This is a genomic window from Ralstonia sp. 110700041-2 (genome assembly GCF_056280165.1).
Genome location: NZ_JBSFAI010000010.1, coordinates 121,866 through 145,589 on the forward strand (window position 1 = coordinate 121,866; position 23,724 = coordinate 145,589).

Sequence of the window (23,724 nt, forward strand, 5' to 3'; positions counted from 1 at the left end):
AGAATCGGATTAGTAGAAATAGCGGATTGCATCATACGGGGCGAACGCTAACGAGATGTGAATTGTAGTCCTGCGGACATGTCGGAGCTGTTGCAAAGGGTAAGCAAGGCGCCGAAAACATCACACTGTTTGGTTCGAACGCTCCAAAACAAAAAACCACACCCGAGGGTGTGGTTTTTTGCTGAAGCAGCAGGAAGCGGATTAACGCTTCGAGAACTGCTTGGCGCGGCGGGCCTTGCGCAGACCAACCTTCTTACGTTCGACTTCACGTGCATCGCGCGTCACCAGACCGGCCTTCGACAGGGCGGGCTTGAGCGTCGCATCGTAATCGATCAGGGCGCGAGTGATGCCGTGACGCACAGCACCGGCTTGGCCGGTTTCACCGCCGCCGACCACGTTCACCTTGATGTCGAACGTAGCTGCGTGGTTGGTCAGTTCCAGCGGCTGACGCACGATCATCAGCGAGGTTTCACGAGCGAAGTACTCGTTGATGGCCTTGCCGTTGACGATGATGTCGCCCTTGCCGGACTTGATGAAGACACGTGCCACAGCGCTCTTGCGGCGGCCGGTGCCATAGTTCCAGTTTCCGATCATGGATTAGGCCCCTTAGATTTCCAGCGCTTTCGGCTGCTGAGCTTCGTGCGGATGCGAGCCTTCGGCGTAAACCTTCAGCTTCTTGATCATCGCGTAGCCCAGCGGACCCTTCGGCAGCATGCCCTTCACAGCCTTCTCCAGGGCGCGGCCCGGGAAACGCTGCTGCATCTTGCCAAACGTCGTTTCATAGATACCGCCCGGGTAACCCGAGTGGCGATAGTACTTCTTGTCGGTCGTCTTGGCGCCCGTCACACGCAGCTTGGCTGCGTTGATGACGATGATGAAATCGCCGGTATCGACGTGCGGAGTGAATTCGGGCTTGTGCTTGCCGCGCAGTCGGTGTGCCACTTCGCTGGCGACACGCCCGAGGACCTTGTCCGTCGCGTCAATCACGTACCAATCGCGCTTCACCTCATGGGGCTTTGCGGAAAAGGTCTTCATGATTTTTCCAAATATTGAGTCAGTGCCCGAGTGGACCCGTATCGCGCTGAGAACTTGCGTTCAGACTGCTCACGAACGGATCGTCTTGCGGACGCCTGCGCAACCCCATGCGAGGTCATCGCCGGCCCGCCTTCCCGCTTGTTGGTGCGGGCTCTCTGGATTTCTTTTCCGCGGGCAATCCGGAAAAGATTTCGATTGTACCCCGCGCAGACCTCTTGACACAAGAAAAAGGGGCGCTCGAGTCGGGTGGACGAAAAAAAACCCAAGCCATCAAGCTTGGGTTTGAATCCACCAAAGGAGGAGGGTGGAGGAGACACCTGCTGATCGTTGACTTGGTGGGTTGCACCGCATCAGCCGATCCAATGGTGCAAATTATACCCATTTCTGGGGCATGCGCAAGGCAATTTGCACTACGAAATCTAATTTCGTAATGTGAAAAGCAAATGAGATCAGGGAAAACAGGTAAATTCCTATATGCATCAATACCTTGCGTTCATTTCCTGCGAAGCAGATTGCTGTTCACTAGAGATATCCCTCCAATTTCGGCGCGATTTCGGTGTAGAAGGCGCGGGTTGCACCTTTTCGCACGGGCATCACTGTCAAGCCGCGTTCACCCTAGGGGGCCAACGCAGGCGAGGGCCGATGGCTACAATGTGGCTTTTCGTCGGCGCTGGCCGACCCTCTGCACAAGGATTGGACATGGATTGCACTGTGAGCTGGACCGGCCCGGATGGCATGGCCTTTTTGGCGGAAACCGGCAGCGGCCACCTCGTCACGATGGATGGGGCCCCGGACGGCGGTGGCCGCAACCTCGCACCGCGCCCGATGGAAATGGTCTTACTGGGCACCGGTGGCTGCACCGCCTATGACGTGGTGCTGATCCTTAAGCGGGGTCGCCAGGACGTGCAAGGCTGCAGCGTCAAGCTGCACGCCGACCGCGCCGAGACCGATCCGAAGGTCTTCACGCGCATCCACTTCACCTTCACGGTGACGGGGCGCAATCTGAAACGGGAAACGGTGGAGCGCGCGGTGCAGCTTTCGCACGAGAAGTATTGCTCGGCGTCGATCATGCTGGCCAAGACGGCCGAGATTACGCACTCGTTGGAACTGGTGGACCTCGCCACGCAGCCAACGGCATCGGAATAAGAAGCGAAGCGGACCGATAAGCCGGATTCTGTGCGCCGCGTGGCCGAAACCAGCAGCGTGACAACCATTCCTCTAGACCGGCTGTTGCCAGCCGGCTCAAGCTCCCTACCCGCAGACTCAGCGAGCCGCTTCATCGCCTGCTTACTTGGGATTGCTCCGGGTGGAGGTTACCGCGTTTCACCCTTCGCCCTGACCGAAGCCGGGGCGAAGACTCGTCTCTGTGGCCCTATTCCGCACGTCACCGTGGATGGTCGTTAGCCATCACCCTGCTCTATGGAGTCCGGACTTTCCTCCCCTTCCGCTCGCACGAGGCGGCGAAAGCAGCGGTTGTCTGGTCCGCTTCGCGAGGCGCGAGTCTAGCACTGTTCAGGTACGAAGCGCCGCCGGCCGAGCCGAAAGACCGTCGTATCCAGATAGAAGCCGGCGTCTTCATTGGCATTGCACCAACCGGGTATACCCATGACGGGCAACGGGCGGAAATGGCGGGGCGCGAGATCGGCGTGCAGCAGCGTCTCGGCCAGTGCAGCGTCGAGCGAGGGGCGCTCCGCCGGCAACGCAGCCACGCGCACCGGCCACGCATGGGCCGTGATCGACTTGTAAGGCGCGACCAGCTTTTCCAATACCGCATGGCCGAACGGCAGAACCGCGCACGTGGCGCCCCACGTTGCCCTGCCCTCGACGAACAAGCCGCGCCAGTCGAACCCGGTCAGATAGCGCTCCGGCGCGTCTTGGGTGTGCAGGAAGATCAGGGCGTTTTCGTCGAACAACGTGGCGGCATCGCGGACGGTGCCGCGTGCCGTGCCAATCCCGTCCTGCGTAATCGCCCGCGCCTGACGCGCGTTGAGCGCCGCTTTGGCACGCGGCCAATGCAGCCAGATCAGGGCGTTGAAAAAGTCGTGGAGATTGTCCCGCGTCGGCACCTCGCCGGTGGCGGCGATGTTTGCTTCATAAGCGGTGCCGGCCGGCAGTGCATCTTGCGGGACGAAGCGCACGGCATGGCCGCTGCACGTGCGGATCGCTTGAGCCGCCGGCTGTGCATTCAGTGCGTCTCGAAGATCGGCGCCGCGCGCGATAGCGTCTGCGAGCGGCGCGCCGACTGCAGCGAGCGGTGCGAACGCCGGATGGCCCCAGTCGATCGCACCGAGATCAGCGGCCAGCAACTCAGACAGACTTCCAGCGCAGCATCTCGCCGCCACGCAACGGCACCAGCGTCTGCTCGCCAAACGGGACTTCGGCGGGAAGCTGCCATTGCGAGCGCGTGAGCGTGAGCGTGCCGGCGTTGCGCGGCAGGCCGTAGAAGTCCGGCCCGTGGAGGCTCGCGAAACCTTCGAGCTTGTCGAGCGCGTTGGCGTCTTCAAAGGCCTCGGCGTACAGCTCCATCGCGTGCAGCGCGGTGTAGCAGCCGGCGCAGCCGCAAGCGTGTTCCTTCACACCCTTGGCGTGCGGTGCGCTGTCGGTACCGAGGAAGAAGCGCGGGTGGCCCGAGGTGGCCGCTGCCACCAGCGCCAGGCGGTGCGTTTCACGCTTGAGCACCGGCAGGCAGTAGTAATGCGGGCGGATGCCGCCGACGAACAGCGCATTGCGGTTGTACAGCAGATGATGCGCGGTGATGGTTGCGCCAACCGGGCCTTCCGCATCGCGCACGTATTCGGCGGCATGCTTGGTGGTGATGTGCTCGAACACGACCTTGAGCGCGGGGAAATCGCGGCGCAGCGGCAGCATCACGGTGTCGATGAAGACCGCCTCGCGATCGAAGATGTCGACGGTCGGGTCGGTCACCTCGCCGTGCACGAGCAGCGGCATGCCGACTTCCTGCATCGCTTCGAGCGTCTTAGCGCAGCGGCGCAGGTCGGTCACGCCGGCATCGCTGTTGGTGGTGGCACCGGCCGGATACAGCTTCACGCCATGGATGAAACCGCTGGCGCGGGCCTCCCGGATGACCTCAGGCGAAGTGTTGTCGGTCAGGTACAGCGTCATCAGCGGCTCGAACTGCGTGCCTGCGGGCAACGCGGCGAGAATGCGCTCGCGGTAGGCGCGTGCCTGGGCGGTGGTGGTCACCGGCGGCTTGAGGTTAGGCATGATGATCGCCCGGCCGAACTGGCGCGCGGTGTCGCCCACCACATCGGCGAGCGCATCGCCGTCGCGCAGGTGCAGGTGCCAGTCATCGGGGCGGACGATCGTAAGAGTGTCGGTCATGGTGCGTGCGAAAGCGGTCGGCAAAAACGTGAATCAGAGAATCAGAATGACGCGGTAATCGTTGACGTTGGTGCGTGTCGGGCCCGTGACGATCAGGTCATGGGCGGCTGCAAAGAAACCGTAGGCGTCGTGTGCGTCGAGCGCGGCGCGTGCGCCGACACCGTTGGCGGCAGCGCGGGCGATGGATTCGGGGTCGAGCAGCGCACCCGCATTGTCCTCCGATCCGTCGATGCCGTCTGTATCGGCGGCCAGTGCGTAGATATCACCCATGTCTTCGAGCGTGACACCGAGCGAGAGCAGGAACTCCGCGCAGCGCCCGCCGCGGCCGCCGGTCAGGCCCGGCGGAATCGTCACCGTGCATTCGCCACCGGAGATGAGTGCCACCGGCGCCACAAACGGCGTGCAGTGCTGGCGCACCTGCCTCGCCAGCGCGCTGTACACCTGGGCGACCTCACGTGCCTCGCCGGTCACCGTGTCGCCGAGGATGGCGGTGTGGATGCCACGCGTCGCAAATACCTGCGCGCCGGCCTGCAAACTCTGTTGCGCAGTGGCGATGACGTGGTTGGTCACGCGTGCAAAACAGGCGTCGCCGGGTTTGGGCGTTTCGGCAATCTCGCCGCGTGCGCCACGTTCGAGGTGCGCGCGCACGGTATCGGGTATATGCGCCCCCCAACGCTTGATGATGGCCAGCGCATCGGCGTAGGTGCTCGCATCCGGCACGGTCGGGCCGCTGGCAATGGCGCTTGGATCGTCGCCCGCCACGTCGGAGACGATCAGCGTCGTGGCCGGCGCGCGTGAAGCGGCGGCAAGCCGCCCGCCTTGAATGCGCGACAAATGCTTGCGCACGATGTTCATGTCGGTGATCGGAGCGCCGCAGCGCAGCAGCTCGCGCGTCACGTCTTTCAGATCGCCCATCGGGATGCCCTCGGCGGGCAACGACAGCAGGCTGGAGCCGCCGCCCGAGACGAGCACGATCAGGCGGTCGTTCTCGGTGAGCGCGCGAACGCGATCCAGGATTTCCTGCGCCGCCTGTTCGCCCGCCTCGTCCGGCACCGGGTGCCCTGCCTCGATGACGCGGATGTGCTCGGTCGGCAGGCCATGCGCATAACGCGTGACGACCAGGCCCTCGATCTGTGCGCGGCCGGCATAGGCATGCTCGACAGCCAGCGCCATCGACGCAGCCGCCTTGCCGGCGCCAACCACCAGTGTCTTGCCTTCGGCATGCGGTGGCGGGAGGAAGTCAGCGACGATCTTGAGCGGATCGGCCGCGCCCACGGCGGCGGCGTAACTCTCCAGCAGCAGGGCGCGGGCGGCGGTATGGTCGAGCTTCATGGGAATGACGTCCGGTGTGGGCAATCTGGGGGCGATGGCGTGCGGCATGAGCGCAACGTCCGGCAGCGGGGCGCGGCGCCGTGAAGACGAAGGCGCTTGGCACCCCCGGCGGCCGGCAGGATAATGAACATTTTATTGCATCCGACTTTTCCCCCACCATGTGCCAGCTGCTGGGCATGAACTGCGCCGAACCGACCGATGTGACGTTCTCGTTCACCGGGTTCGCCGCGCGCGGTGGCGTCACCGACCACCATGCCGACGGCTTTGGCGTCGCCTTCTTCGAAGACAAGGCCTGCCGCCTGTTCATCGACAATCAGTCGGCCGGCACCTCGCCGGTGGCGGAACTGGTCAAGCGCTACCCGATCAAGTCCAAGAACGTCATCTCGCACATCCGCAAGGCGACGCAGGGCACGGTGCGGCTGGAAAACTGCCACCCGTTCATGCGGGAGCTGTGGGGCCGGCATTGGATCTTTGCGCACAACGGCGACCTGAAGAACTTCTCGCCGTTTCTCTCGGGCGTCTACCAGCCCGTGGGCGATACCGACAGCGAACTCGCCTTCTGTTTCATCATGCAGGCGCTGCGCAAGCGCTTTCCGGGGTCGCAGCCACCGCTTAACGAGCTGTTCTACGCGCTGTCCGACATCACCAAGGAAATCACCCGCTACGGTGTGTTCAATTTCTTGCTCTGCAACGGGCAGGCGCAGTTCGCGCATTGCTCAACGCGGCTGTATTACATCGTGCGGCAGTGGCCGTTCTCGACGGCGCATTTGATCGACGCCGACATGACGATCGACTTCGCCAAATACACCACGCCCGCCGATCGCGTGGCTGTCATCGCTACCGCACCGCTCACCGACAACGAAGTCTGGACGCAATTCGCGCCGGGCGAGCTGCTGATGTTCGAATCGGGCCAAGCCACGATGGCGACCAAGGTGCCGATTCCGGAAGCCGTGCAGATCGCCAACGCGGCCAATACGGCTTGCACCTGACATGATCATCGCCCAACAAAAAGCCGCTCCTGAAAGAGCGGCTTTTTGTTGCCTCCAACCCGGCGCTTAAATCGGTTCACAATCCGTAGCGAGCGGCCCGAGGTTGGTCCGAGAAGCGCAGCCGTACATGGGTACGGCGAGCATCGCAGGGCCAAGATCGGGTGTCGCAGTAGGATCGTGAAGCGATTTTCAGTGCGACAGGATCTTCGACAGGAACTGCTTGGCGCGATCGGAACGCGCGTCGATGTTGCCGAAGAACTCTTCCTTCTCGCAGTCTTCAACGATGCGGCCCTGGTCCATGAAGATCACGCGATTGGCGACCTTGCGAGCGAAGCCCATTTCGTGGGTCACGCACATCATGGTCATGCCTTCCTTGGCCAGCTCCACCATCACGTCGAGCACTTCATTGACCATTTCCGGGTCCAGCGCGGAGGTCGGCTCGTCGAACAGCATGCAGATCGGGTCCATCGACAGCGCACGGGCGATTGCCACCCGCTGCTGCTGACCGCCCGACAGCTGGCCCGGGTACTTGGCAGCGTGCGCCTTCAGACCCACGCGATCCAGATACTTCAGGCCCTTGGCCATGGCCTCTTCTTTCGAGCGGCCCAGCACCTTCTGCTGTGCAATCGTCAGGTTCTCGGTAATCGAGAGGTGCGGAAACAGCTCGAAGTTCTGGAACACCATGCCCACGCGCGAACGCAGCTTCGGCAGGTTGGTGCCCTTGGCGCCGACCGAAGTGCCGTCGACGAAGATTTCGCCCTTCTGGAACGGCTCCAGCGCGTTGACGGTCTTGATGAGCGTGGACTTGCCCGAACCCGACGGGCCGCACACCACCACCACCTCGCTCTTCTTCACGCTGGTGGTGCAGTCGGTCAGCACCTGGAAGCTGCCGTACCACTTGGAAACGTTCTTGATCTCGATCATTGGGTCACCTTCTTCTGAAGTCGCTTCACCAGCACGGAGGCGCCGAAGCAGATCACGAAATAGCACAAGCCGGCAAACAGCAGCAGCTCGACGATACGGCCGTCGCGCTCACCGATGTTGTATGCCTGCGTAAAGAAGTCCGACAGCGCGCTCACATACACCAGCGACGTATCCTGGAACAGGACGATGGCCTGGGTGAGCAGCAACGGAATCATGTTGCGGAATGCCTGCGGCAGGATCACCAGGCGCATGGCCTGGCCGTACGTCATACCCATCGCGTAGGCGGCGAACATCTGCCCGCGCGAGACGCTCTGGATACCGGCGCGGATGATCTCCGAGTAATACGCCGCTTCAAACAGCGCGAAGGCGACCAGCGCGGACGTCATGCGCATGTCGGTGGCCGGCGACAGGTTGAAGATTTTCTGCAGTACCTGCGGCACGATCAGGAAGAACCACAGCAGCACCATCACCAGCGGGATGGACCGGAAGAGGTTCACGTACGCCTGCCCGAACACCTGCAGCGGCTTGATGCCCGACAGGCGCATCATCGCCAGCAGCGTGCCCCACACGATGCCGACCAGGATGGCCGTGCCTGTGATCTCGAGCGAAAGGAGCATGCCCTCGCCGAGCACGCGCATGTTGTCGACGTTGATGGACGAGAAATCGAATTGATAAGCCATGAAGAGTCCTCGCCCGATTACTTGCCACCGATAAAGCCAGGCAGCCGGGAACGTGCTTCCACCCAGCGCATGAGGCCCATAACGGTCAGGTTGATCAGCATGTACATCAGCGTCACGGCGATGAACGATTCGTACGGCTGTGCGGTGTAGTCGACCAACTGGCGGCCTTGTGCGGCAAGCTCAAGCAAGCCGATCGTCGAGGCCACGGCAGAGTTCTTGAAGATATTCAGAAACTCCGACGTAAGCGGCGGCACGATGATGCGGAACGACATCGGCAACATCACGTAGCGATACGTCTGTGCAAGCGTGAAGCCCATCGCCAAGCCTGCGTTGCGCTGGCCGCGCGGCAGCGAATTGATACCCGAGCGCACCTGTTCGCACACACGCGCCGCGGTAAAGGTACCGAGGCACAGCATCGCGGACAGGAACATCGCCGTGGCGGGGTTCATCTGTTTAATGTAGTCGCCGCCCGGCACGAGTTCTGGCATGACGAAGTACCAGATGAAGAGCTGCACGATCAGCGGAATGTTGCGGAACACTTCCACGTACGCTGCGGCAAGGCCCGACAGCCACTTGTTCGGCACCGTACGCAGCACGCCCAGCACGGAGCCGATGACGAGCGCGATGATCCAGGAAGACAGGCCGAGCACGACGGTGGTCTTCAACCCCGCCAGCAGCCAGTCCAGATAGGTCTGATTCTGGGCGGCTTCCGTAAAGAAGACGCCCCAGTTCCAGTGGTAATTCATGATGGTTCCCTCAAAAAGAAACGGAAGGGAGAAGACCTGTTAACCGGCCTTTGCCTTCCGTTTCGGTGACGCTTGTATCAGGCCCGTTGAGGGAGCCGATCAGTCAAGAGCCTTGTCGTTCGGGTTCTTGATCAGCGCCTTCATGTCGTCCGACAGCGGGAACTCCATATTCACGCCCTTGGGCGGAACCGGCTGCTCGAACCACTTCTTGTATTCGGCGTTGATTGTGCCGTCCTTCATCATGCCGGCGATCGTCTTGTCGGCCAGGGCCTTGAACGGCTTGTCGTCCTTGCGGACCATACAGCCGTAGGCTTCGCGCGATTGCGGCTTGGCCACGACCACCCACTCAGCCGGGTTCTTGGCCTTGGCGCGCTCGCCGTACAGCAGGGCGTCGTCCATCATGAACGCAACAGCGCGGCCCGATTCCAGCGTCAGGAACGACTGGCCGTGGTCCTTCGTGCTGATGATGTTCATGCCCATCTGCTTCTCATCGTTCATCTTGCGCAGCAGGCGTTCCGAAGTCGTACCGGCGGTGGTCACGACGTTCTTGCCCTTCAGGTCTGCCCAATCTTTGACGCCCGAATCCTTCTTCACCATGATGCGCGTGCCGATGATGAAGATGGTGTTCGTGAACGATGCCTGCTTCTGACGCTCGAGGTTGTTCGTGGTCGAACCGCACTCCAGATCGATGGTGCCGTTCTGCAGCAGCGTGATGCGGTTCTGCGAAGTGACCGGGATCTCGTTGACCTTCAGGTCCTTCAGGCCGAGCTGCTTCTTCACGTCCTCGGCAATCTTGGTGGCGACGTCGTACGAATAGCCGATCGTGCGGACACCGCCGACGTTGTAGCTGAACGGAATCGACGAATCGCGCACGCCCAGCGTGATGGTGCCGGTGTCTTTGATCTTCTTGAGCGTACCAGTCAGCTCTTCTGCGTGGGCAGCGCTGCCGAACGCACCAACGGCGACACCAACGGCAGCAACCACGGTTGCCAGCTTGGCGAGGTTCATGAAAGTCTCCTTTTGACCATGAAAGAGAAAGACGGGACTGTACCAAAAAACGTTTGGCGACAGTATTGGTGTTGCCACTAAATCGTTGAATCCAACGGAGTTTTTCCTCCGGCGCGGACCCTGCCGCAATCGCATTTTCCGAGCAACCGGATACCTTACGTTGTGCTTTTCCGAAAAACCGGACAAGACGCGCAGCGCCATGCACGGCAACGCTCTGCAACATCGGCACGCAGGCCCGGTTGCTTGAGCGGATGGCCGCCAGTTGCTAGGGAAAAACAAGGGGAAATAAAGCCCGCCCGATGTGCGCTCTCTGTCGCTTAACGAACCCGACTTGAGATGGGAAGGACGACGTTGATGCCATCGCCCTTCTCATGATGCGGTGCTCCGGAACGTTATGGTTCGCCCCATGAGCACCGGCTTTCTTCAACCGTCGCGCATGGCCGCCTGATCGGCAGCAACGCGATAGACCGGTGCAGCACCCTGTTGGAGCACCGCGCCGGTATTGACCAGCGCGTTGCCGATCAGGGGTACAGACCGCGCTCTTGGCGGGCCTGCAGAATCCGCGTACAGGCGATGATGAACGCCGCCGTACGCAGAGTAACCTTGTTGTCCTGCGCCACTTGCCAGACGCCACGGAAGGCGTCTTGCATGATCCGTACCAGACGCTGGTTGATCTCGTCTTCGGTCCAGAAGAAGCTCGAGAAATCCTGCACCCATTCGAAATAGCTGACCGTTACGCCGCCAGCGTTGGCGATCACGTCCGGGCAGACCAGGATGCCCCGGTCGCGCAGGATGTCGTCCGCCTCGGGCGTCGTCGGGCCGTTTGCACCTTCCACGACAATCTTTGCCTTGATATGGGGCGCGTTCTTGGCAGTGATCTGGCCTTCCAGCGCGGCCGGGATCAGGAATTCGCAGTCCAGCGCCCAGAAGTCGTCTTGCGAGACGGCCTCTGCAGCAAAGCCGGCCACGCTGCCATTGTGGTCAACGTGCTTGATGAGCGCGTCGACATCCAGGCCGTTGCCGTTGAACACAATGCCCTTGTGGTCTTGCACGGCAATGACCTTGGCACCAGCGTCGTGGAACAGCTTGGCTGCCACGCTGCCCACGTTGCCGAAACCCTGCACCACCACGCGCGCGCCCTTGACGTCGATCCCGAGGTTGCGTGCGGCTTCGCTGCCGACCACGAACACGCCGCGGCCAGTGGCTTCGCGACGGCCCAGGCTGCCGCCCAGTGCGATCGGCTTGCCGGTCACCACGCCAGTGGCGGTGGAGCCTTCGTTCATGGAGTACGTGTCCATCATCCACGCCATGATCTGCGCGTTGGTGTTCACGTCCGGGGCCGGAATGTCCTTGTTCGGACCGATGATGATGCCGATCTCGCTCGTGTAGCGGCGCGTCAGGCGTTCAAGTTCACCGGAAGACAGCTTGCGCGGGTCGACGCGGATACCACCCTTGGCACCACCGTACGGCACATTCACGGCCGCATTCTTCACCGACATCCAGGCAGACAACGCCATCACTTCCGACAGCGTCACGTCCTGGTGGAAACGCACGCCGCCCTTGCCCGGGCCGCGCGACGTGTTGTGCTGCACGCGATAGCCCTCGAAGTGGGCGATGCGGCCGTCGTCCATCTGGATCGGCACGTCGACGATCAGCGCGCGCTTGGGGCGCTTGAGCGTTTCAACCCAACGTGCGAGCGAGCCGAGATAGGGGGTGACCCGATCGACCTGCTGCAGATAGATGCCCCACGGGCCGAGATTGTCGGCCGGCAGATAGGACGGGATGGCGTGCTGGAGTGTCGACGGAGATGCGACATTGGACATGGCTGTCTTCCTTTTTTGGGCCTCGGTAAGGCCCTTCAAGTCCCACAAAATGCCCGCCAGCTTAGGGACCGCCCGGAACGAAATCCAATGCCATTTTTACATCGGGTTATGCATTGAACGCATAACCCCGGGATCGAATTCGATGGCCCGTTCAGCCCGCTAGCGCGCTCCACAGCGTGTCGATCAGCTCGCGTTTGCGCTTGGACTGGGGGTGCCGACGGTCATGTGCGCCGCTCTGGGGGTGCTCACGGTAAAGCCGGATTTCCATCTCGATCGACAACGTACCGCCGCCCTTGCCTTCCGCGCGCACGAGGCGACCCGCTGCCACATCCTCGCGCACCGCACTCTCGGGCAGGAAGGCCACGCCATGGCCCGCCAGCGCCATCACCTTGAGCGCCTCGGCCATGTCGGTTTCGTAGCACTTGTCGAGCAGCGGCGCCACCGGCGAGTTTTCCAGCAGCACATCCACCATGCGCCCGAGAAAGGCATTGGGCGTATAGCTCAGGTAGGCGATGGGTTTGCGTGCGGTGGGAACGAGTCGATAGATCGGCCGCCCGCTGGCATCGGGCTTGGAGAACGGCGAAAGCCGCTCGGTGCCCAGCACCAGCATGTCGTAGCGCGTGGGGTCGAGCTGGATCATCTGCCGCGCGTGGTGATAGACCATCACGAGATCGCAGCCGCCCTCCACCAGCGTCATCACCGCATCGTGCACATTGAGCGCGCGCAGCCTGCATTGCAGCTTGCCGATCTTCTCTTCCACCTGCGCGAGCCAGCCGGGGAAGAACGTCAGCGATAGCGTATGCGGCACGGCAAAGTCGATCGTCGACGCACTGGCCGGACGCTGGCCGCGCATCAGTGCGCGCGTCTCACTCACCTGGGCGAGCATCGCCAAAGCCTGTTCGTAGAAGACCTCTCCGGCGGGCGTCAGGCGTGTTGGGTAGCTTGATCGGTCGATCAGCTCATTGCCGAGCCAGGCCTCGAGGGATTGAATGCGCCGCGAAAACGCCGGCTGCGTCACGTGCCGCAGCTCGGCCGAGCGCGAAAAGCTGCGCGTCTCGGCCAGGCTGATGAAGTCTTCCAGCCATTTGAGTTCCATCGGATTGCCTCTCCCTCAACCTGCTCGGGCGTCTTCTGCTTCTTCGGCAACGCGCTCTGGCTCGCGTGCCTGCATGCGCCACATCTGCGCGTAACGGCCTTCCGCACGCAACAACGATTCATGCGTGCCTCGCTCGATGATGCGACCGTGCTCCATCACCAGAATCTGGTGCGCACGGACGATGGTCGACAACCGGTGCGCAACGACCAGCGTGGTGTGGTTCTGCGCCAGGCGCATCAGCTCTTCCTGGATGGCGTGCTCGGTGCGCGAGTCGAGCGCAGACGTCGCTTCGTCAAACACGAGAATCGGCGGGCGCTTGAGCAAGGTGCGTGCAATCGCCACGCGCTGCTTCTCGCCGCCGGAGAGCTTCAGGCCGCGCTCGCCGACTTGCGTCTCGTAGCCGTCGGGCAGCGATTCGACAAAGTGGTGAATCTGCGCCGCGCGGGCGGCTTCAATCACCTCTTCGCTGCTCGCATCCGGGCGGCCGTAAGCAATGTTGTAGTAGATGCTGTCGTTGAAGAGCACCGTGTCTTGCGGAACGATGCCGATGGCAGCGCGCACGCTCGATTGCGTGACATCGCGCAGGTCCTGACCGTCGATCTGGATAGCGCCCGACTTCACGTCATAGAAGCGGAACAGCAGGCGCGCCAGGGTCGACTTGCCCGAGCCGCTCTGCCCAACGACGGCGGTGGTCGTGCCGGCCGGAATCGTGAAATCCACGTCGAACAGGATCTGGCGATTGGCTTCGTAGCTGAAGTCGACATGCGCGAAGCGCACTTCGCCCGCATGCACCGTCAGCGGCGGAGCGTCGGGCTTGTCGGCGACTTCGCGGTTGGTCTGCAGCAGGTTGAACATGCGGTCCATGTCGGTCACGGCCTGCTTCAGCTCGCGGTAGATCACGCCCAGGAAGTTGAGCGGAATGTAGATCTGCAGCATCAGCGTGTTGACCAGCACGAGGTCGCCCAGCGTCATGTGCCCCGCCGCCACACCTTGCGTGGCGCGATACAGGATCAGGATGAGCGCCGTGGCCACAATGAGCTGCTGGCCGAAGTTCAGCACCGACAAAGAATTCTGCGAGCGGATGGCTGCGGCGCGGTAGTGCTTCAAGTTCTCGTCGTAGCGACGTGCTTCGTAGTCTTCGTTGCCGAAGTACTTGACCGTTTCAAAGTTCAGCAGCGAATCGATCGCCTTCTGGTTGGCGCGCGAATCCAGCTCGTTCATCTTGCGGCGGAAGTGCGTGCGCCAGTTCGTCACCGTTACCGTAAACACGATGTAGCTGACCAGCGCGCAAAACGTGATGAGCGCGAACCACACGTCGTACTTCACGAAGAAATACGTGATGACGAGGCCGACTTCCACCAGCGTCGGCAGGATGCTGTACAGCGAATACGAGATGAGCGACTGGATGCCGCGTGTGCCGCGCTCGATGTCGCGGCTCATGCCGCCGGTCTGGCGCTCCAGATGAAAGCGCAGCGACAGCGCGTGCAGATGGCGGAACACCTGCAGTGCGAGCGTGCGCACCGAACTCTCCGTGACCTTCGCGAACAGGATTTCGCGCAGCTCCGAGAACAGCGACGTCGACAGCCGCAGCAGCCCGTAACCAATGATGATGCCCACCGGCACAACCAGCAGCGCGCGCGGGTCGGACGGCGACACGTTCATGGCATCGATCAGCCGCTTCATGACCATCGGCACACCGAGGTTTGCCACCTTGGCCGCGATCAGAAACGACAGCGCCAGCGCCACCCGCCACTTGTAGGCCAGTAGATACGGCAGCAGGCTCTTGATGGTGCGCCAGTCGCCGCGGGCAGCCCCCGGCGGCGGCGGTTCGGAAGAGGCGGGAAAGCGGCGCATGTGCGGTGCAATAAAATGGCGGATTGTGTATTCTCCCACCGATCACCTGCGCGCGCCCCAGGCGCGCTGGTGGGCGCTCCCTCCCGCCTCAATGCTGCCCTGCATCATCATGTCCGATACCCATGCCGCCACTGAAACCGTCACGCTGCCCGCCGACAAGCAGCCCGCCGTGCGCGTGATGCCCATGCCGTCCGACGCCAACGTCCACGGTGATGTGTTTGGCGGCTGGATCATGTCGCAGGTGGACATTGCCGGGTCGATCCCAGCCGTGGTACGCGCCAACGGCCGTGTCGCCACGATCGCGGTCAACTCGTTTGTCTTCAAGCAACCTGTGTACGTGGGCGATCTGGTGAGCTTCTACGCTAACGTGGTCAAGACGGGGCGCACGTCGATCACCGTGGATGTGGAGGTCTATGCGCAACGCATGCACGCCAGCGGTCGCCACGCCACCGTCAAGGTGACGGAAGCCACCCTCACCTACGTGGCGACCGACGAGACTCGCAAGCCGCGCGTGCTGCCGCCGCTCTGAAGGGGCAACGGCTAAGAAAAAACCCGGCTTCGCGCCGGGTTTTCTTTTGCAGGTGAACGATTCGCTCAGTTGAACTTGGAGAAATCCGGGCGGCGCTTTTCGAAGAACGCCGTGAACGCCTCGCGCGCCTCGGGGGCACGCAGCATTTCCCCAAATTGCTTGCCTTCCACCGACATGCGCTCGGCGATCTGCGGCGTGGCGCCCTCCTTCATCAGGCGCTTGGTGGCGCGCAGCGATGCGGGCGGCAGCAGCGTCAGCTTGCGCGCCTGCGTACGCACGAAGGCATCCAGTTCGCCAGCCGGCAGCACGCGATTGACCAGCCCCAGCTCGCGCGCTTCGTTCGCGTCGAACGGCTCGCCGAAGAGCAGCTTGTCCGCCGCGCGGTGGTAGCCGGCCAGCTGCGGCAGCAGCAAGCTCGATGCGGCTTCAGGGCAGAGGCCCAGCTGCGCGAATGGCATCGACAGCTTGGCCGTCTCGGATGCGTAGACGAGATCGCAATGCAGCAGCATGGTCGTACCCACGCCGACAGCCGCGCCGCTCACAGAGGCGATCAACGGCTTGCTCGCTGTGCTGATCGCTCGCAGGAACTGGTGCACAGGGGCGCTCTCGTCCTTGGGCGGATTCTTCATGAAGTCTTCGAGGTCATTGCCCGCCGTGAACACGCTCTCGTGGCCGGCCAGCACAATCACGCGGATGGCGGGATCGGTTTCGGCAGCCACCAGGGCATCGGCCAACGTTTGATACATCGCGGCCGTGATGGCGTTCTTGCGGTCCAGACGATCAAAGGTCAGCGTCAGGACGCCGTCTGCGGTCTCGGTACGAATCGACATGAAAACTCCAGGTGAAGCCTGCGCGGCTAAATCGGCACAGGCGAATCAGATAGATAACCGACGGAGAACGCGTTGGCCCCCACGTTCAACGCCACGGTCAGGCTCATCGGCGCGAGCAGCACTTCCACGCCGTGCTCCTGTGCGGTTCGCATCAACGCTTGCACCGGCTCCATGCGGCGCACGGTATCGAGCGAACCGGAATACGTGATCGCCACCACCGGCGTGGCCAGACGCTCCTCGGTAATCATGGTTTCGGTGTGCGCGAGCAGGCGGCGAATTCCCTCGTCGGAGCCGCGCACCTTGGCGATGGCTTCGGTGTCGCCGCGGTGCATATGAATGAGCGGCCGCACGTTGAAGGCCGTGCCCATCATGTAGCGCCCCCAGGTGATGCTCTTCTCGCCCTTCTGCTTGGCGCGCGTGTACATGTACAGCAACTCATCGGGCACGAGATAGACGTGTGAGGCATCGCGCAGGCGATTCTCGATCACGTGCACCACGTCACGCACCTCTGCGCCTTCCCGCAACATGCGTGCTGCTTCATGCACCATCAGCGCTTGGCCCGGGCCAATGGCGCCGGTATCGACCACCGTCAACTCGAACAGCCCTGAGCGGCCCGCATCCTTGCGTGGCTTGAAGCTCTTGGCCGTGGTGCCTACCACGGCACCAGTTGCATGGCTGTAGAAATGGCTGCGCGAGCTGGCAATCGTGAGCAGCAAGGCACGGTCGTGCTGCGTGACCACGTGCTTAAGCAGGAAGTCTTCGATTTCGCGCTCGAGCAGCGGAATCGATTCGGCGTAGTGATCCTGCTTGTCGACGAGGTATTTGCGATAGAGCTGCGGAAGCGCCACCTCGTCGCGGCGGTCTTCCACAAACAATTCGCCCGCACGAATGCGGAACGGCACTACGCCCAACCCCAGTTGATCGATCATCGAGCGTGGCATATCGCATGCCGCGTCGGTCAATACGATTGTGTCGCCGATAGTGTTGCCCATCGCACGCCCTCCTCTTGGTGCACCGCCGGTGGCCCGGTGGTGTGTCTCCTCTGTTGCGGAATCATGGTTCCGCTTCTGTCGCGATGCCGGCTAGGTGCCGGCTGCGTTCTTCGGCGCGCTTGTTGATGTAGTACTGCGCGCGCCTGCGCAATCATGCGTGTTGAGACGGGCGATTTACAAGCAGGGGGAAGAACTTAATCCTTCCCCCTGACGTGGGGTCACATGCGTTCGAAAATGCCCGCAGCGCCCATGCCGGTGCCGACGCACATCGTCACCATGCCGTACTTCTGGTTGCGACGGCGCAGGCCGTGCACCACCGTGGCCGCACGAATGGCACCGGTGGCGCCCAGCGGGTGGCCCAGCGCGATCGCGCCACCCAGCGGGTTGATCTTGCTGGTGTCCAGGCCCAGGTCCTGGATCACGGCCAGCGACTGCGCGGCGAACGCTTCGTTCAGCTCGATCCAGTCGATCTGGTCCTGCGTCAGGCCGCCCGCCTTCAGCGCGGCAGGAATCGCTTCCTTCGGGCCGATCCCCATGATCTCGGGCGGCACGCCGCGCACCGCAAACGATACGAAGCGCGCCAGCGGCACCAGGTTGAACTGCTTGAGGATCTTCTCCGACACCAGGATCAACGCGCCCGAGCCGTCCGACGTCTGCGAGCTGTTGCCGGCCGTCACGCTGCCCTTATTCGCGAACACGGCGCGCAGCTTGCCCAGGCCTTCGACCGACGTATCGGCACGTGGGCCTTCATCCAGCGACATCGTGCGCGTCTTGATGTCGATCGCGCCCGTACCCAGGTTCGGGAACTTCTCGATGATCTCGATCGGGGTGATCTCGTCCTTGAACTCGCCGGCTTGCTGCGCGGCCAGCGCCTTCTGGTGCGAAGCCAGCGAGAAGGCGTCCTGCGCCTCGCGCGAGATCTTCCATTGCTGGGCGACCTTCTCCGCCGTCAGGCCCATGCCGTAGGCGATGCCGACGTTCTCGTCGCGCGTGAAAATCTCCGGCGACATCGACGGCGAGTTGCCCATCATCGGCACCATGCTCATCGATTCGACACCGGCGGCGATCATCACGTCGGATTCGCCCACCCGGATGCGGTCAGCCGCCATGGCCACGGCGGTCAGGCCAGAGGCGCAGAAGCGGTTGACGGTTACACCGCCCACAGAGTTAGGCAGGCCGGCCAGCAGCGCGCCGATACGCGCCACGTTCAGGCCCTGCTGCGCTTCCGGAATCGCACAGCCGACGATGGCGTCTTCGATCAACGCCGGGTCCAGGTTCGGCACCTGGGCGACAGCACTCTTGAGGATGGTCGCCAGCAGGTCATCCGGGCGCAGGTTCTTGAGCGTGCCCTTGGGCGCCTTGCCGATCGGGGAACGCGTCGCTGCGACGATATAGGCGTCTTGCAATTGCTTGGTCATGATGAAACTCCTGTTTCTCTGTCGTCGCGGCGATTAGTTACGCACCGGCTTGCCGGTCTGCAGCATGCCCATGATGCGTTCCTGGGTCTTGGAGCTGCCGAGCAGGTCCACGAAGGCCTTGCGCTCCAGCGCCAGCAGCCATTCTTCATCCACCAGCGCGCCGGCTTCGACGTCACCGCCGCACACGGCTTCAGCAATGCGCGAGGCAATCGTGAAGTCGTGCTGCGAGATGAAGCCGCCGTCACGCATGTTCACCAGCGACGCCTTGATCGTCGCGATACCGGAACGACCTGCCACCGGAATGCCCACCGGACGCAGCGGCGCGCGGTAGCCCGAGTCGGACAGCGCGCGCACTTCATTGCGCGCAACGTGCAGCAATTCGTGCACGTTGAACACGATCGTGTCGGTCGGTTGCAGGTAGCCGATCTTCTGCGCGTCCAGCGCGGAAGACGACACCTTGGCCATAGCCGCAGCCTGGAAGCGGTTGGTCAGGAACTGCAGGATGTTCGTGCTGCCCGCTGCCTGCGCAGCCTTGGCAGCGGCCAAGGCCGCTTCCTTCAGGCCGCCACCTGCCGGCACCAGGCCCACGCCCACTTCCACGAGACCGATGTACGTCTCCAGCGCAGCCACACGCTTGGCCGAGTGCAGCAGCAGTTCGCAGCCGCCGCCCAGTGCGATGCCCGATGCGGCCGACACGACCGGCACGCCGGCGTACTTCACACGCATCATGCCGTCCTGAAACTTCTTGACGAACGGCTCGATGCCCTTGGCGCCGCCCATCATAAAGGCGGGCATGGCTTCTTCGAGGTTTGCACCGGCGGAGAACGGGCCGCCCGGCGCGCCCAGCTTGAGAGACGTCGGCTGCCACACCACCAGACCCTTGTAGCCGGCTTCGGCCAGGTCAACGGCACGCGTCAGACCGTCGATGACGCTCGGTCCGATCGTATTCATCTTGCTCTTGAACGAGACGACCAGCACGTCGTCCTGGCCAGCCGCGTCGTCCACCCAGATGCGCACGGCGTCGGTCTCTTCGATGGTCTTGCCATACGTGAGCGGATTGACCGTGGTCGCACCCTTGATGGGTGCGCGGAACACCTGGCGGCCGTACACCGGCAGCGTGCTGCGTTGCAGGAACGTGCCCTGTTTGGCCGACCACGAACCCTGTGCCGAATGCACACCGCCGTTGTCCGCCACTGGGCCGGAAAACACCCACTGCGGCAGCGCTGCGTTCGACAGCGCCTTGCCGGCTTCGATGTCTTCCTTCACCCACTCGGCCACCTGCTTCCAGCCCGCCTCTTGCCAGTCTTCGAACGGGCCGCTGTTCCAGCCGAAGCCCCAGCGGATCGCCAGATCCACTTCCGCGGCGGAGTCGGCAATTTGCTCCAGGTACACGGCGATGTAGTGGAACACGTCACGGAACACAGCCCACAGGAACTGCGCCTGCGGGTTGGTCGATTCGCGCAGCAGCTTCAGACGCTCGGCCGGCTCCTTCTTCAGGATGCGCACAACGATGTCATCCGCCTTCTTGCCACTTGGGCCGTACTGGCCGCTTTGCGGATCCAGCACCTTGATTTCTTTGCCTTCCTTTTTGTAGAAACCGGCGCCGGCCTTCTGGCCCAGGGCGCCCGCCTCCACCAGCTTGGCCAGCACGGGCGGCGTAGCGTAGACCGGAGCGAACGGATCCTCCTTCAGGTTGTCCTGCATCGTCTTGATGACGTGCGCCATCGTGTCCAGGCCCACCACGTCCGCCGTGCGGAACGTCGCTGACTTGGCACGGCCCAGCTTCGAGCCCGTCAGGTCATCGACCACGTCGAACGGAATGCCGTACGTGGCCGACTCCGCAAATACGGCCAGGATCGAGAAGATGCCGACGCGGTTGGCGATGAAGTTGGGCGTGTCCTTCGCGCGCACCACGCCCTTGCCGAGCGCGGAGGTCAGGAACGTTTCCAGCTGGTCGAGAATGTCGCCGCGCGTGTGGGCAGTCGGGATCAGCTCGACCAGGTGCATGTAGCGCGGCGGATTGAAGAAGTGCACGCCGCAGAAGCGCGACTTCAGCTCGGCATCAAAGCCATCGGATAGTTCGGTGATCGACAGACCCGACGTGTTGGAGGCAAAGATCGCATGCGAGGCGATGTGCGGCGCGACCTTCTTATACAGGTCGTGCTTCCAGTCCATCCGCTCGGCAATCGCTTCGATCACGAGATCGCAATCACGCAGCTTTTCGATGTCGTCTTCGTAGTTGGCGGCCTGGATCAGGTTGGCGTCATCCTTGATACCGAGCGGCGCCGGCGACAGCTTCTTCAGGTTTTCAATGGCCTTCAGCGCGATGCCGCTCTTCGGGCCTTCCTTGGCCGGAAGATCAAACAGCGTGACAGGAACCTTGGCGTTGATCAGGTGCGCGGCAATCTGCGCCCCCATCACGCCGGCGCCCAGCACAGCAACGCGCCGGACGAGGAAATTGGAACGCTGGCCGGCCTGCGGCTGCGCGCTGGTGGGGAGTTCAGTGCGGGTCATGGTGTCCTCGCGGGAGGTGAGGAAGAGACAAGCGGGGCGACGGTCTTTGCGCGTCGCCCCGGGTAAGTGCGCCTGTTAGAACAGGTCGGCTTCGAGTGCCATCAGCGTCGCGCCGCCGGCACGTGCCATGCGGATCTGCGAAGCGGTCTCAGGCAGCAGCTTGGCAAAGTAGAAGCGCGCCGTCGCCAGCTTGACCTTGTAGAACGAGTCGCCACTGTCTTGCTTTTCCAGAGCGATCTTGGCCATGCGGGCCCAGAAGTACGAGAACACCAGATGGCCGACCACACGCAGGTACGGCACAGCGGCGGCGCCGACTTCGTCCGGGTTGGCCATTGCCTTCATGCCGATTTCCATGGTCAGCTTCTGGACCTTGTCACCGATGTCGGCCAGCGGGTTGATGAATTCCTGCATGGCTTCGTTGGTGCCTTCGGCTTCCACAAAGTCCTGGACCAGCTTGCCGAATTTCTTCATCTTGGCGCCCATGTCGCCGAGGATCTTGCGGCCCAGCAGGTCCAGCGACTGCACGGTATTCGTGCCTTCGTAGATCATGTTGATGCGGGCGTCGCGCACGTACTGCTCCATGCCCCACTCGGCGATGTAGCCGTGGCCGCCGAATACCTGCATGCCTTCGTTGGTGGAGATGAATGCGTTGTCGCTCAGGAAAGCCTTGGCGATCGGCGTCAGCAGCGCGACGAGGTCGGCGGCGTCCTTGCGCGCCGACTCATCGGCGTGCGACAGCTCACGGTCGATCTGAAGGGCGATCCAGTAGCTAAATGCACGGCCGCCTTCGGCAAAGGCGCGTTGCGTCAGCAGCATGCGGCGCACGTCCGGGTGCACGATGATCGGGTCGGCCGGCTTGTCCGGTGCCTTCGGGCCCGACAGGCTGCGCATCTGCAGACGTTCCTTGGCGTAGGCAGCGGAGTTTTGGTACGCGACTTCGGTCAGGCCCAGGCTCTGCATGCCGACGCCGAGACGGGCGGCGTTCATCATCACGAACATGGCGTTCAGGCCCTTGTTCGGCTCGCCGACCATCCAACCGCGCGCACCGTCCAGATTGATCACGCAGGTAGCGTTGCCGTGAATGCCCATCTTGTGTTCGATGGAGCCGCACTTCACGGTGTTGCGCTCGCCCGGGTTGCCGTTGGCATCGGGGATGAACTTGGGCACCACGAACAGCGAGATGCCCTTGGTGCCGCCCGGTGCATCGGGCAGGCGTGCCAGCACCAGGTGGATGATGTTTTCCGACAGGTCGTGCTCGCCCGCCGAGATGAAGATCTTCGTGCCGGTGATGGCGTACGAGCCATCGGCCAGCGGCTCTGCCTTGGTGCGCAGGATGCCGAGATCGGTACCACAGTGCGGCTCGGTCAGACACATCGTGCCGGTCCAAACGCCCGACACCAGCTTGGGCAGGTAGCGCTGCTTGAGTTCGTCGGTACCGTGCGCGTGCAGGGCTTCGTATGCGCCGTGCGACAGGCCCGGATACATCGTCCAGGCCTGGTTGGCCGAATTCAGCATCTCGTACAGCGCGTTGTTGATCAGGATGGGCAGACCTTGGCCGCCGTATTCCGGATCGCAGCCCAGCGAGGGCCAGCCGGCCTCGACGTACTGTTGATACGCCTCCTTGAAGCCCTTCGGAGCGGTCACCACGCCGTCGCCGTGGTACGTGCAGCCCTCGCGATCGCCGGACTGGTTGAGCGGGAAGATGACTTCGGAGCAGAACTTGCCCGCTTCCTCGATCACCTGGTTGATGGTGTCGGCATCGATCTCCGCGTGCTGCGGCATCTCCTTCAAGTGGTTCTCGACGCCGAGAAGCTCATGGAGGACAAACTGCATGTCGCGCAACGGTGCGGTGTATTGACCCATCTTGGGCTCCTTGGTTGTTGCTGCGCGACCCGCTAGGTGTGCGACGGCCGCGTCAGGTTCGGTAAGACTGAATGAGTTTGTTAAGCGCCACCATGGCCAGCTCGGCGCTGTTCGGCAACCGCAGGAAACGCGCATCGTGATGCAGACCCAGTTCCAGGCTGTACATCTCGAAGAGCATCAATTGCGGGTCCGCTTCTGCACGCAGGTGGCCTTCTTCCTTTGCCTGTGCGATCGCGCGGGCCAATGCTGCACGCCAGATCGTCACGCTCTTGACGAGTTCGTCGCGCACCGGGCTTTCGGCACGATCGTCGTACTCCACCGCGCCGCTGATGTAGATGCAGCCCGTGGTCACTTCCTGAATGCGGCGCTCCATCCAGCGTCGCACCATGCTCCACAGGCGCGGCAGACCGCGCGGTTCCGTCAAGCTCGGGTAGAAAACTTCCTGCTCGAACCGTTTGTGATACTCGCGAACCACTTCCACCTGCAGATCCTCACGCGAGCCGAAGTGCGCGAACACCCCGCTCTTGCTCATCTGCATGCGCTCCGCGAGCACACCGATCGTCAATCCTTCCAGTCCGTCGCGCGAGGCCAGTTCCAGCGCGGCATCGAGAATCGCTGCACGCGTCAACTCGCCCTTTCGCATCGGCGTGGCTGCTGCGTGATTCGATTCGAGACGAGCGGTCGGGTGACGCATGATGATTTCTCTCCGTTCTTTTCTGGGGCGTGACACGCGAGAAAATTGGCTTCTT

Annotated in this window: 21 protein-coding genes and 1 other RNA gene; 3 read left to right on the forward strand and 19 right to left on the reverse strand. The window is 62.7% G+C overall.

All coding sequences use genetic code 11. The annotated features are described in order from the left end of the window. Window positions 1-201: 201 nt before the first annotated feature. Window positions 202-594 carry a 30S ribosomal protein S9 gene (gene rpsI, locus ACUXH0_RS16240; RefSeq protein ID WP_004633190.1) on the reverse strand — a complete coding sequence of 131 codons (393 nt, stop codon included), beginning with the start codon at window positions 592-594 and terminating at the stop codon, window positions 202-204. Window positions 595-606: 12 nt separating this feature from the next. Further along, on the reverse strand, window positions 607-1,035 hold the full coding sequence (gene rplM, locus ACUXH0_RS16245) for a 50S ribosomal protein L13 (protein ID WP_009239122.1): 429 nt from the start codon (window positions 1,033-1,035) through the stop codon (window positions 607-609). Window positions 1,036-1,734: 699 nt separating this feature from the next. Here rplM and ACUXH0_RS16250 point away from each other — a divergent pair. Further along, window positions 1,735-2,181, forward strand: a complete 447-nt coding sequence (locus ACUXH0_RS16250) for an OsmC family protein (RefSeq protein WP_004633197.1) — start codon at window positions 1,735-1,737, stop codon at window positions 2,179-2,181. A gap of 1 nt (window position 2,182) precedes the next feature. On the opposite strand, the gene rnpB is transcribed toward ACUXH0_RS16250, so the two are convergent. The 4 genes from rnpB to ACUXH0_RS16270 all read right to left on the reverse strand — a co-directional run bounded on the left by rnpB (window position 2,183) and on the right by ACUXH0_RS16270 (window position 5,709). After that, window positions 2,183-2,524, reverse strand: an RNA gene (gene rnpB, locus ACUXH0_RS16255) — RNase P RNA component class A. Between the two features lie 13 nt (window positions 2,525-2,537). Beyond that, entirely contained in the window at window positions 2,538-3,338 is an 801-nt protein-coding gene (locus ACUXH0_RS16260) for a DUF3025 domain-containing protein (protein ID WP_009239123.1), read from the reverse strand. Between the two features lie 4 nt (window positions 3,339-3,342). Further along, the gene (pyrC, locus tag ACUXH0_RS16265) at window positions 3,343-4,377 is read right to left on the reverse strand and encodes a dihydroorotase (RefSeq protein WP_004633200.1); all 1,035 of its coding nucleotides are present in this window, start codon (window positions 4,375-4,377) and stop codon (window positions 3,343-3,345) included. Between the two features lie 33 nt (window positions 4,378-4,410). Then, complete coding sequence (locus ACUXH0_RS16270; RefSeq protein ID WP_182594213.1) at window positions 4,411-5,709, reverse strand: glycerate kinase type-2 family protein; 1,299 nt, start codon at window positions 5,707-5,709, stop codon at window positions 4,411-4,413. A gap of 158 nt (window positions 5,710-5,867) precedes the next feature. Here ACUXH0_RS16270 and ACUXH0_RS16275 point away from each other — a divergent pair, with 158 nt between their 5' ends. After that, window positions 5,868-6,698: a class II glutamine amidotransferase gene (locus tag ACUXH0_RS16275; RefSeq protein WP_004633204.1), complete on the forward strand. Its 831-nt coding sequence runs from the start codon at window positions 5,868-5,870 to the stop codon at window positions 6,696-6,698. A gap of 189 nt (window positions 6,699-6,887) precedes the next feature. Here ACUXH0_RS16275 and ACUXH0_RS16280 read toward each other — a convergent pair whose 3' ends face one another. From ACUXH0_RS16280 to ACUXH0_RS16310, 7 genes are all read right to left on the reverse strand, one after another. Further along, window positions 6,888-7,622, reverse strand: a complete 735-nt coding sequence (locus ACUXH0_RS16280; RefSeq protein WP_004633206.1) for an amino acid ABC transporter ATP-binding protein — start codon at window positions 7,620-7,622, stop codon at window positions 6,888-6,890. Beyond that, window positions 7,619-8,302, reverse strand: a complete 684-nt coding sequence (gene gltK, locus ACUXH0_RS16285; RefSeq protein WP_004633208.1) for a glutamate/aspartate ABC transporter permease GltK — start codon at window positions 8,300-8,302, stop codon at window positions 7,619-7,621. Before gltK ends, ACUXH0_RS16280 begins: the two co-directional genes overlap by 4 nt. 17 nt (window positions 8,303-8,319) lie before the next feature. Continuing rightward, entirely contained in the window at window positions 8,320-9,048 is a 729-nt protein-coding gene (locus tag ACUXH0_RS16290) for an amino acid ABC transporter permease (RefSeq protein ID WP_004633209.1), read from the reverse strand. A 99-nt stretch (window positions 9,049-9,147) separates the two neighbouring features. Further along, the gene (locus ACUXH0_RS16295; protein ID WP_004633211.1) at window positions 9,148-10,056 is read right to left on the reverse strand and encodes a glutamate/aspartate ABC transporter substrate-binding protein; all 909 of its coding nucleotides are present in this window, start codon (window positions 10,054-10,056) and stop codon (window positions 9,148-9,150) included. A gap of 521 nt (window positions 10,057-10,577) precedes the next feature. Next, on the reverse strand, window positions 10,578-11,879 hold the full coding sequence (locus ACUXH0_RS16300; protein WP_004633212.1) for a Glu/Leu/Phe/Val family dehydrogenase: 1,302 nt from the start codon (window positions 11,877-11,879) through the stop codon (window positions 10,578-10,580). 151 nt (window positions 11,880-12,030) lie between these two features. Next, entirely contained in the window at window positions 12,031-12,975 is a 945-nt protein-coding gene (locus ACUXH0_RS16305) for a LysR substrate-binding domain-containing protein (RefSeq protein WP_004633215.1), read from the reverse strand. A 15-nt stretch (window positions 12,976-12,990) separates the two neighbouring features. Further along, a complete protein-coding gene (locus tag ACUXH0_RS16310; protein WP_137910784.1) occupies window positions 12,991-14,829 on the reverse strand; it encodes an ABCB family ABC transporter ATP-binding protein/permease in 1,839 nt (612 codons plus the stop codon). A 91-nt stretch (window positions 14,830-14,920) separates the two neighbouring features. Between ACUXH0_RS16310 and ACUXH0_RS16315 the strand changes: the two genes are divergently transcribed. Beyond that, complete coding sequence (locus tag ACUXH0_RS16315; RefSeq protein ID WP_004633219.1) at window positions 14,921-15,358, forward strand: acyl-CoA thioesterase; 438 nt, start codon at window positions 14,921-14,923, stop codon at window positions 15,356-15,358. 65 nt (window positions 15,359-15,423) lie between these two features. Here the strand turns inward: ACUXH0_RS16315 and ACUXH0_RS16320 are convergent, their stop codons facing one another. From ACUXH0_RS16320 to ACUXH0_RS16345, 6 genes are all read right to left on the reverse strand, one after another. After that, the gene (locus ACUXH0_RS16320) at window positions 15,424-16,188 is read right to left on the reverse strand and encodes an enoyl-CoA hydratase (RefSeq protein WP_009239125.1); all 765 of its coding nucleotides are present in this window, start codon (window positions 16,186-16,188) and stop codon (window positions 15,424-15,426) included. A 26-nt stretch (window positions 16,189-16,214) separates the two neighbouring features. Then, window positions 16,215-17,180 carry a DegV family protein gene (locus ACUXH0_RS16325; protein ID WP_004633224.1) on the reverse strand — a complete coding sequence of 322 codons (966 nt, stop codon included), beginning with the start codon at window positions 17,178-17,180 and terminating at the stop codon, window positions 16,215-16,217. A 218-nt stretch (window positions 17,181-17,398) separates the two neighbouring features. Further along, on the reverse strand, window positions 17,399-18,598 hold the full coding sequence (locus ACUXH0_RS16330) for an acetyl-CoA C-acyltransferase (RefSeq protein ID WP_024973643.1): 1,200 nt from the start codon (window positions 18,596-18,598) through the stop codon (window positions 17,399-17,401). A 33-nt stretch (window positions 18,599-18,631) separates the two neighbouring features. Further along, window positions 18,632-21,112: a 3-hydroxyacyl-CoA dehydrogenase/enoyl-CoA hydratase family protein gene (locus ACUXH0_RS16335; RefSeq protein WP_137910783.1), complete on the reverse strand. Its 2,481-nt coding sequence runs from the start codon at window positions 21,110-21,112 to the stop codon at window positions 18,632-18,634. Window positions 21,113-21,187: 75 nt separating this feature from the next. Then, on the reverse strand, window positions 21,188-22,975 hold the full coding sequence (locus ACUXH0_RS16340; protein WP_024973645.1) for an acyl-CoA dehydrogenase C-terminal domain-containing protein: 1,788 nt from the start codon (window positions 22,973-22,975) through the stop codon (window positions 21,188-21,190). A gap of 52 nt (window positions 22,976-23,027) precedes the next feature. Next, window positions 23,028-23,618, reverse strand: a complete 591-nt coding sequence (locus ACUXH0_RS16345) for a TetR/AcrR family transcriptional regulator (RefSeq protein WP_021196492.1) — start codon at window positions 23,616-23,618, stop codon at window positions 23,028-23,030. Window positions 23,619-23,724 lie beyond the last annotated feature (106 nt).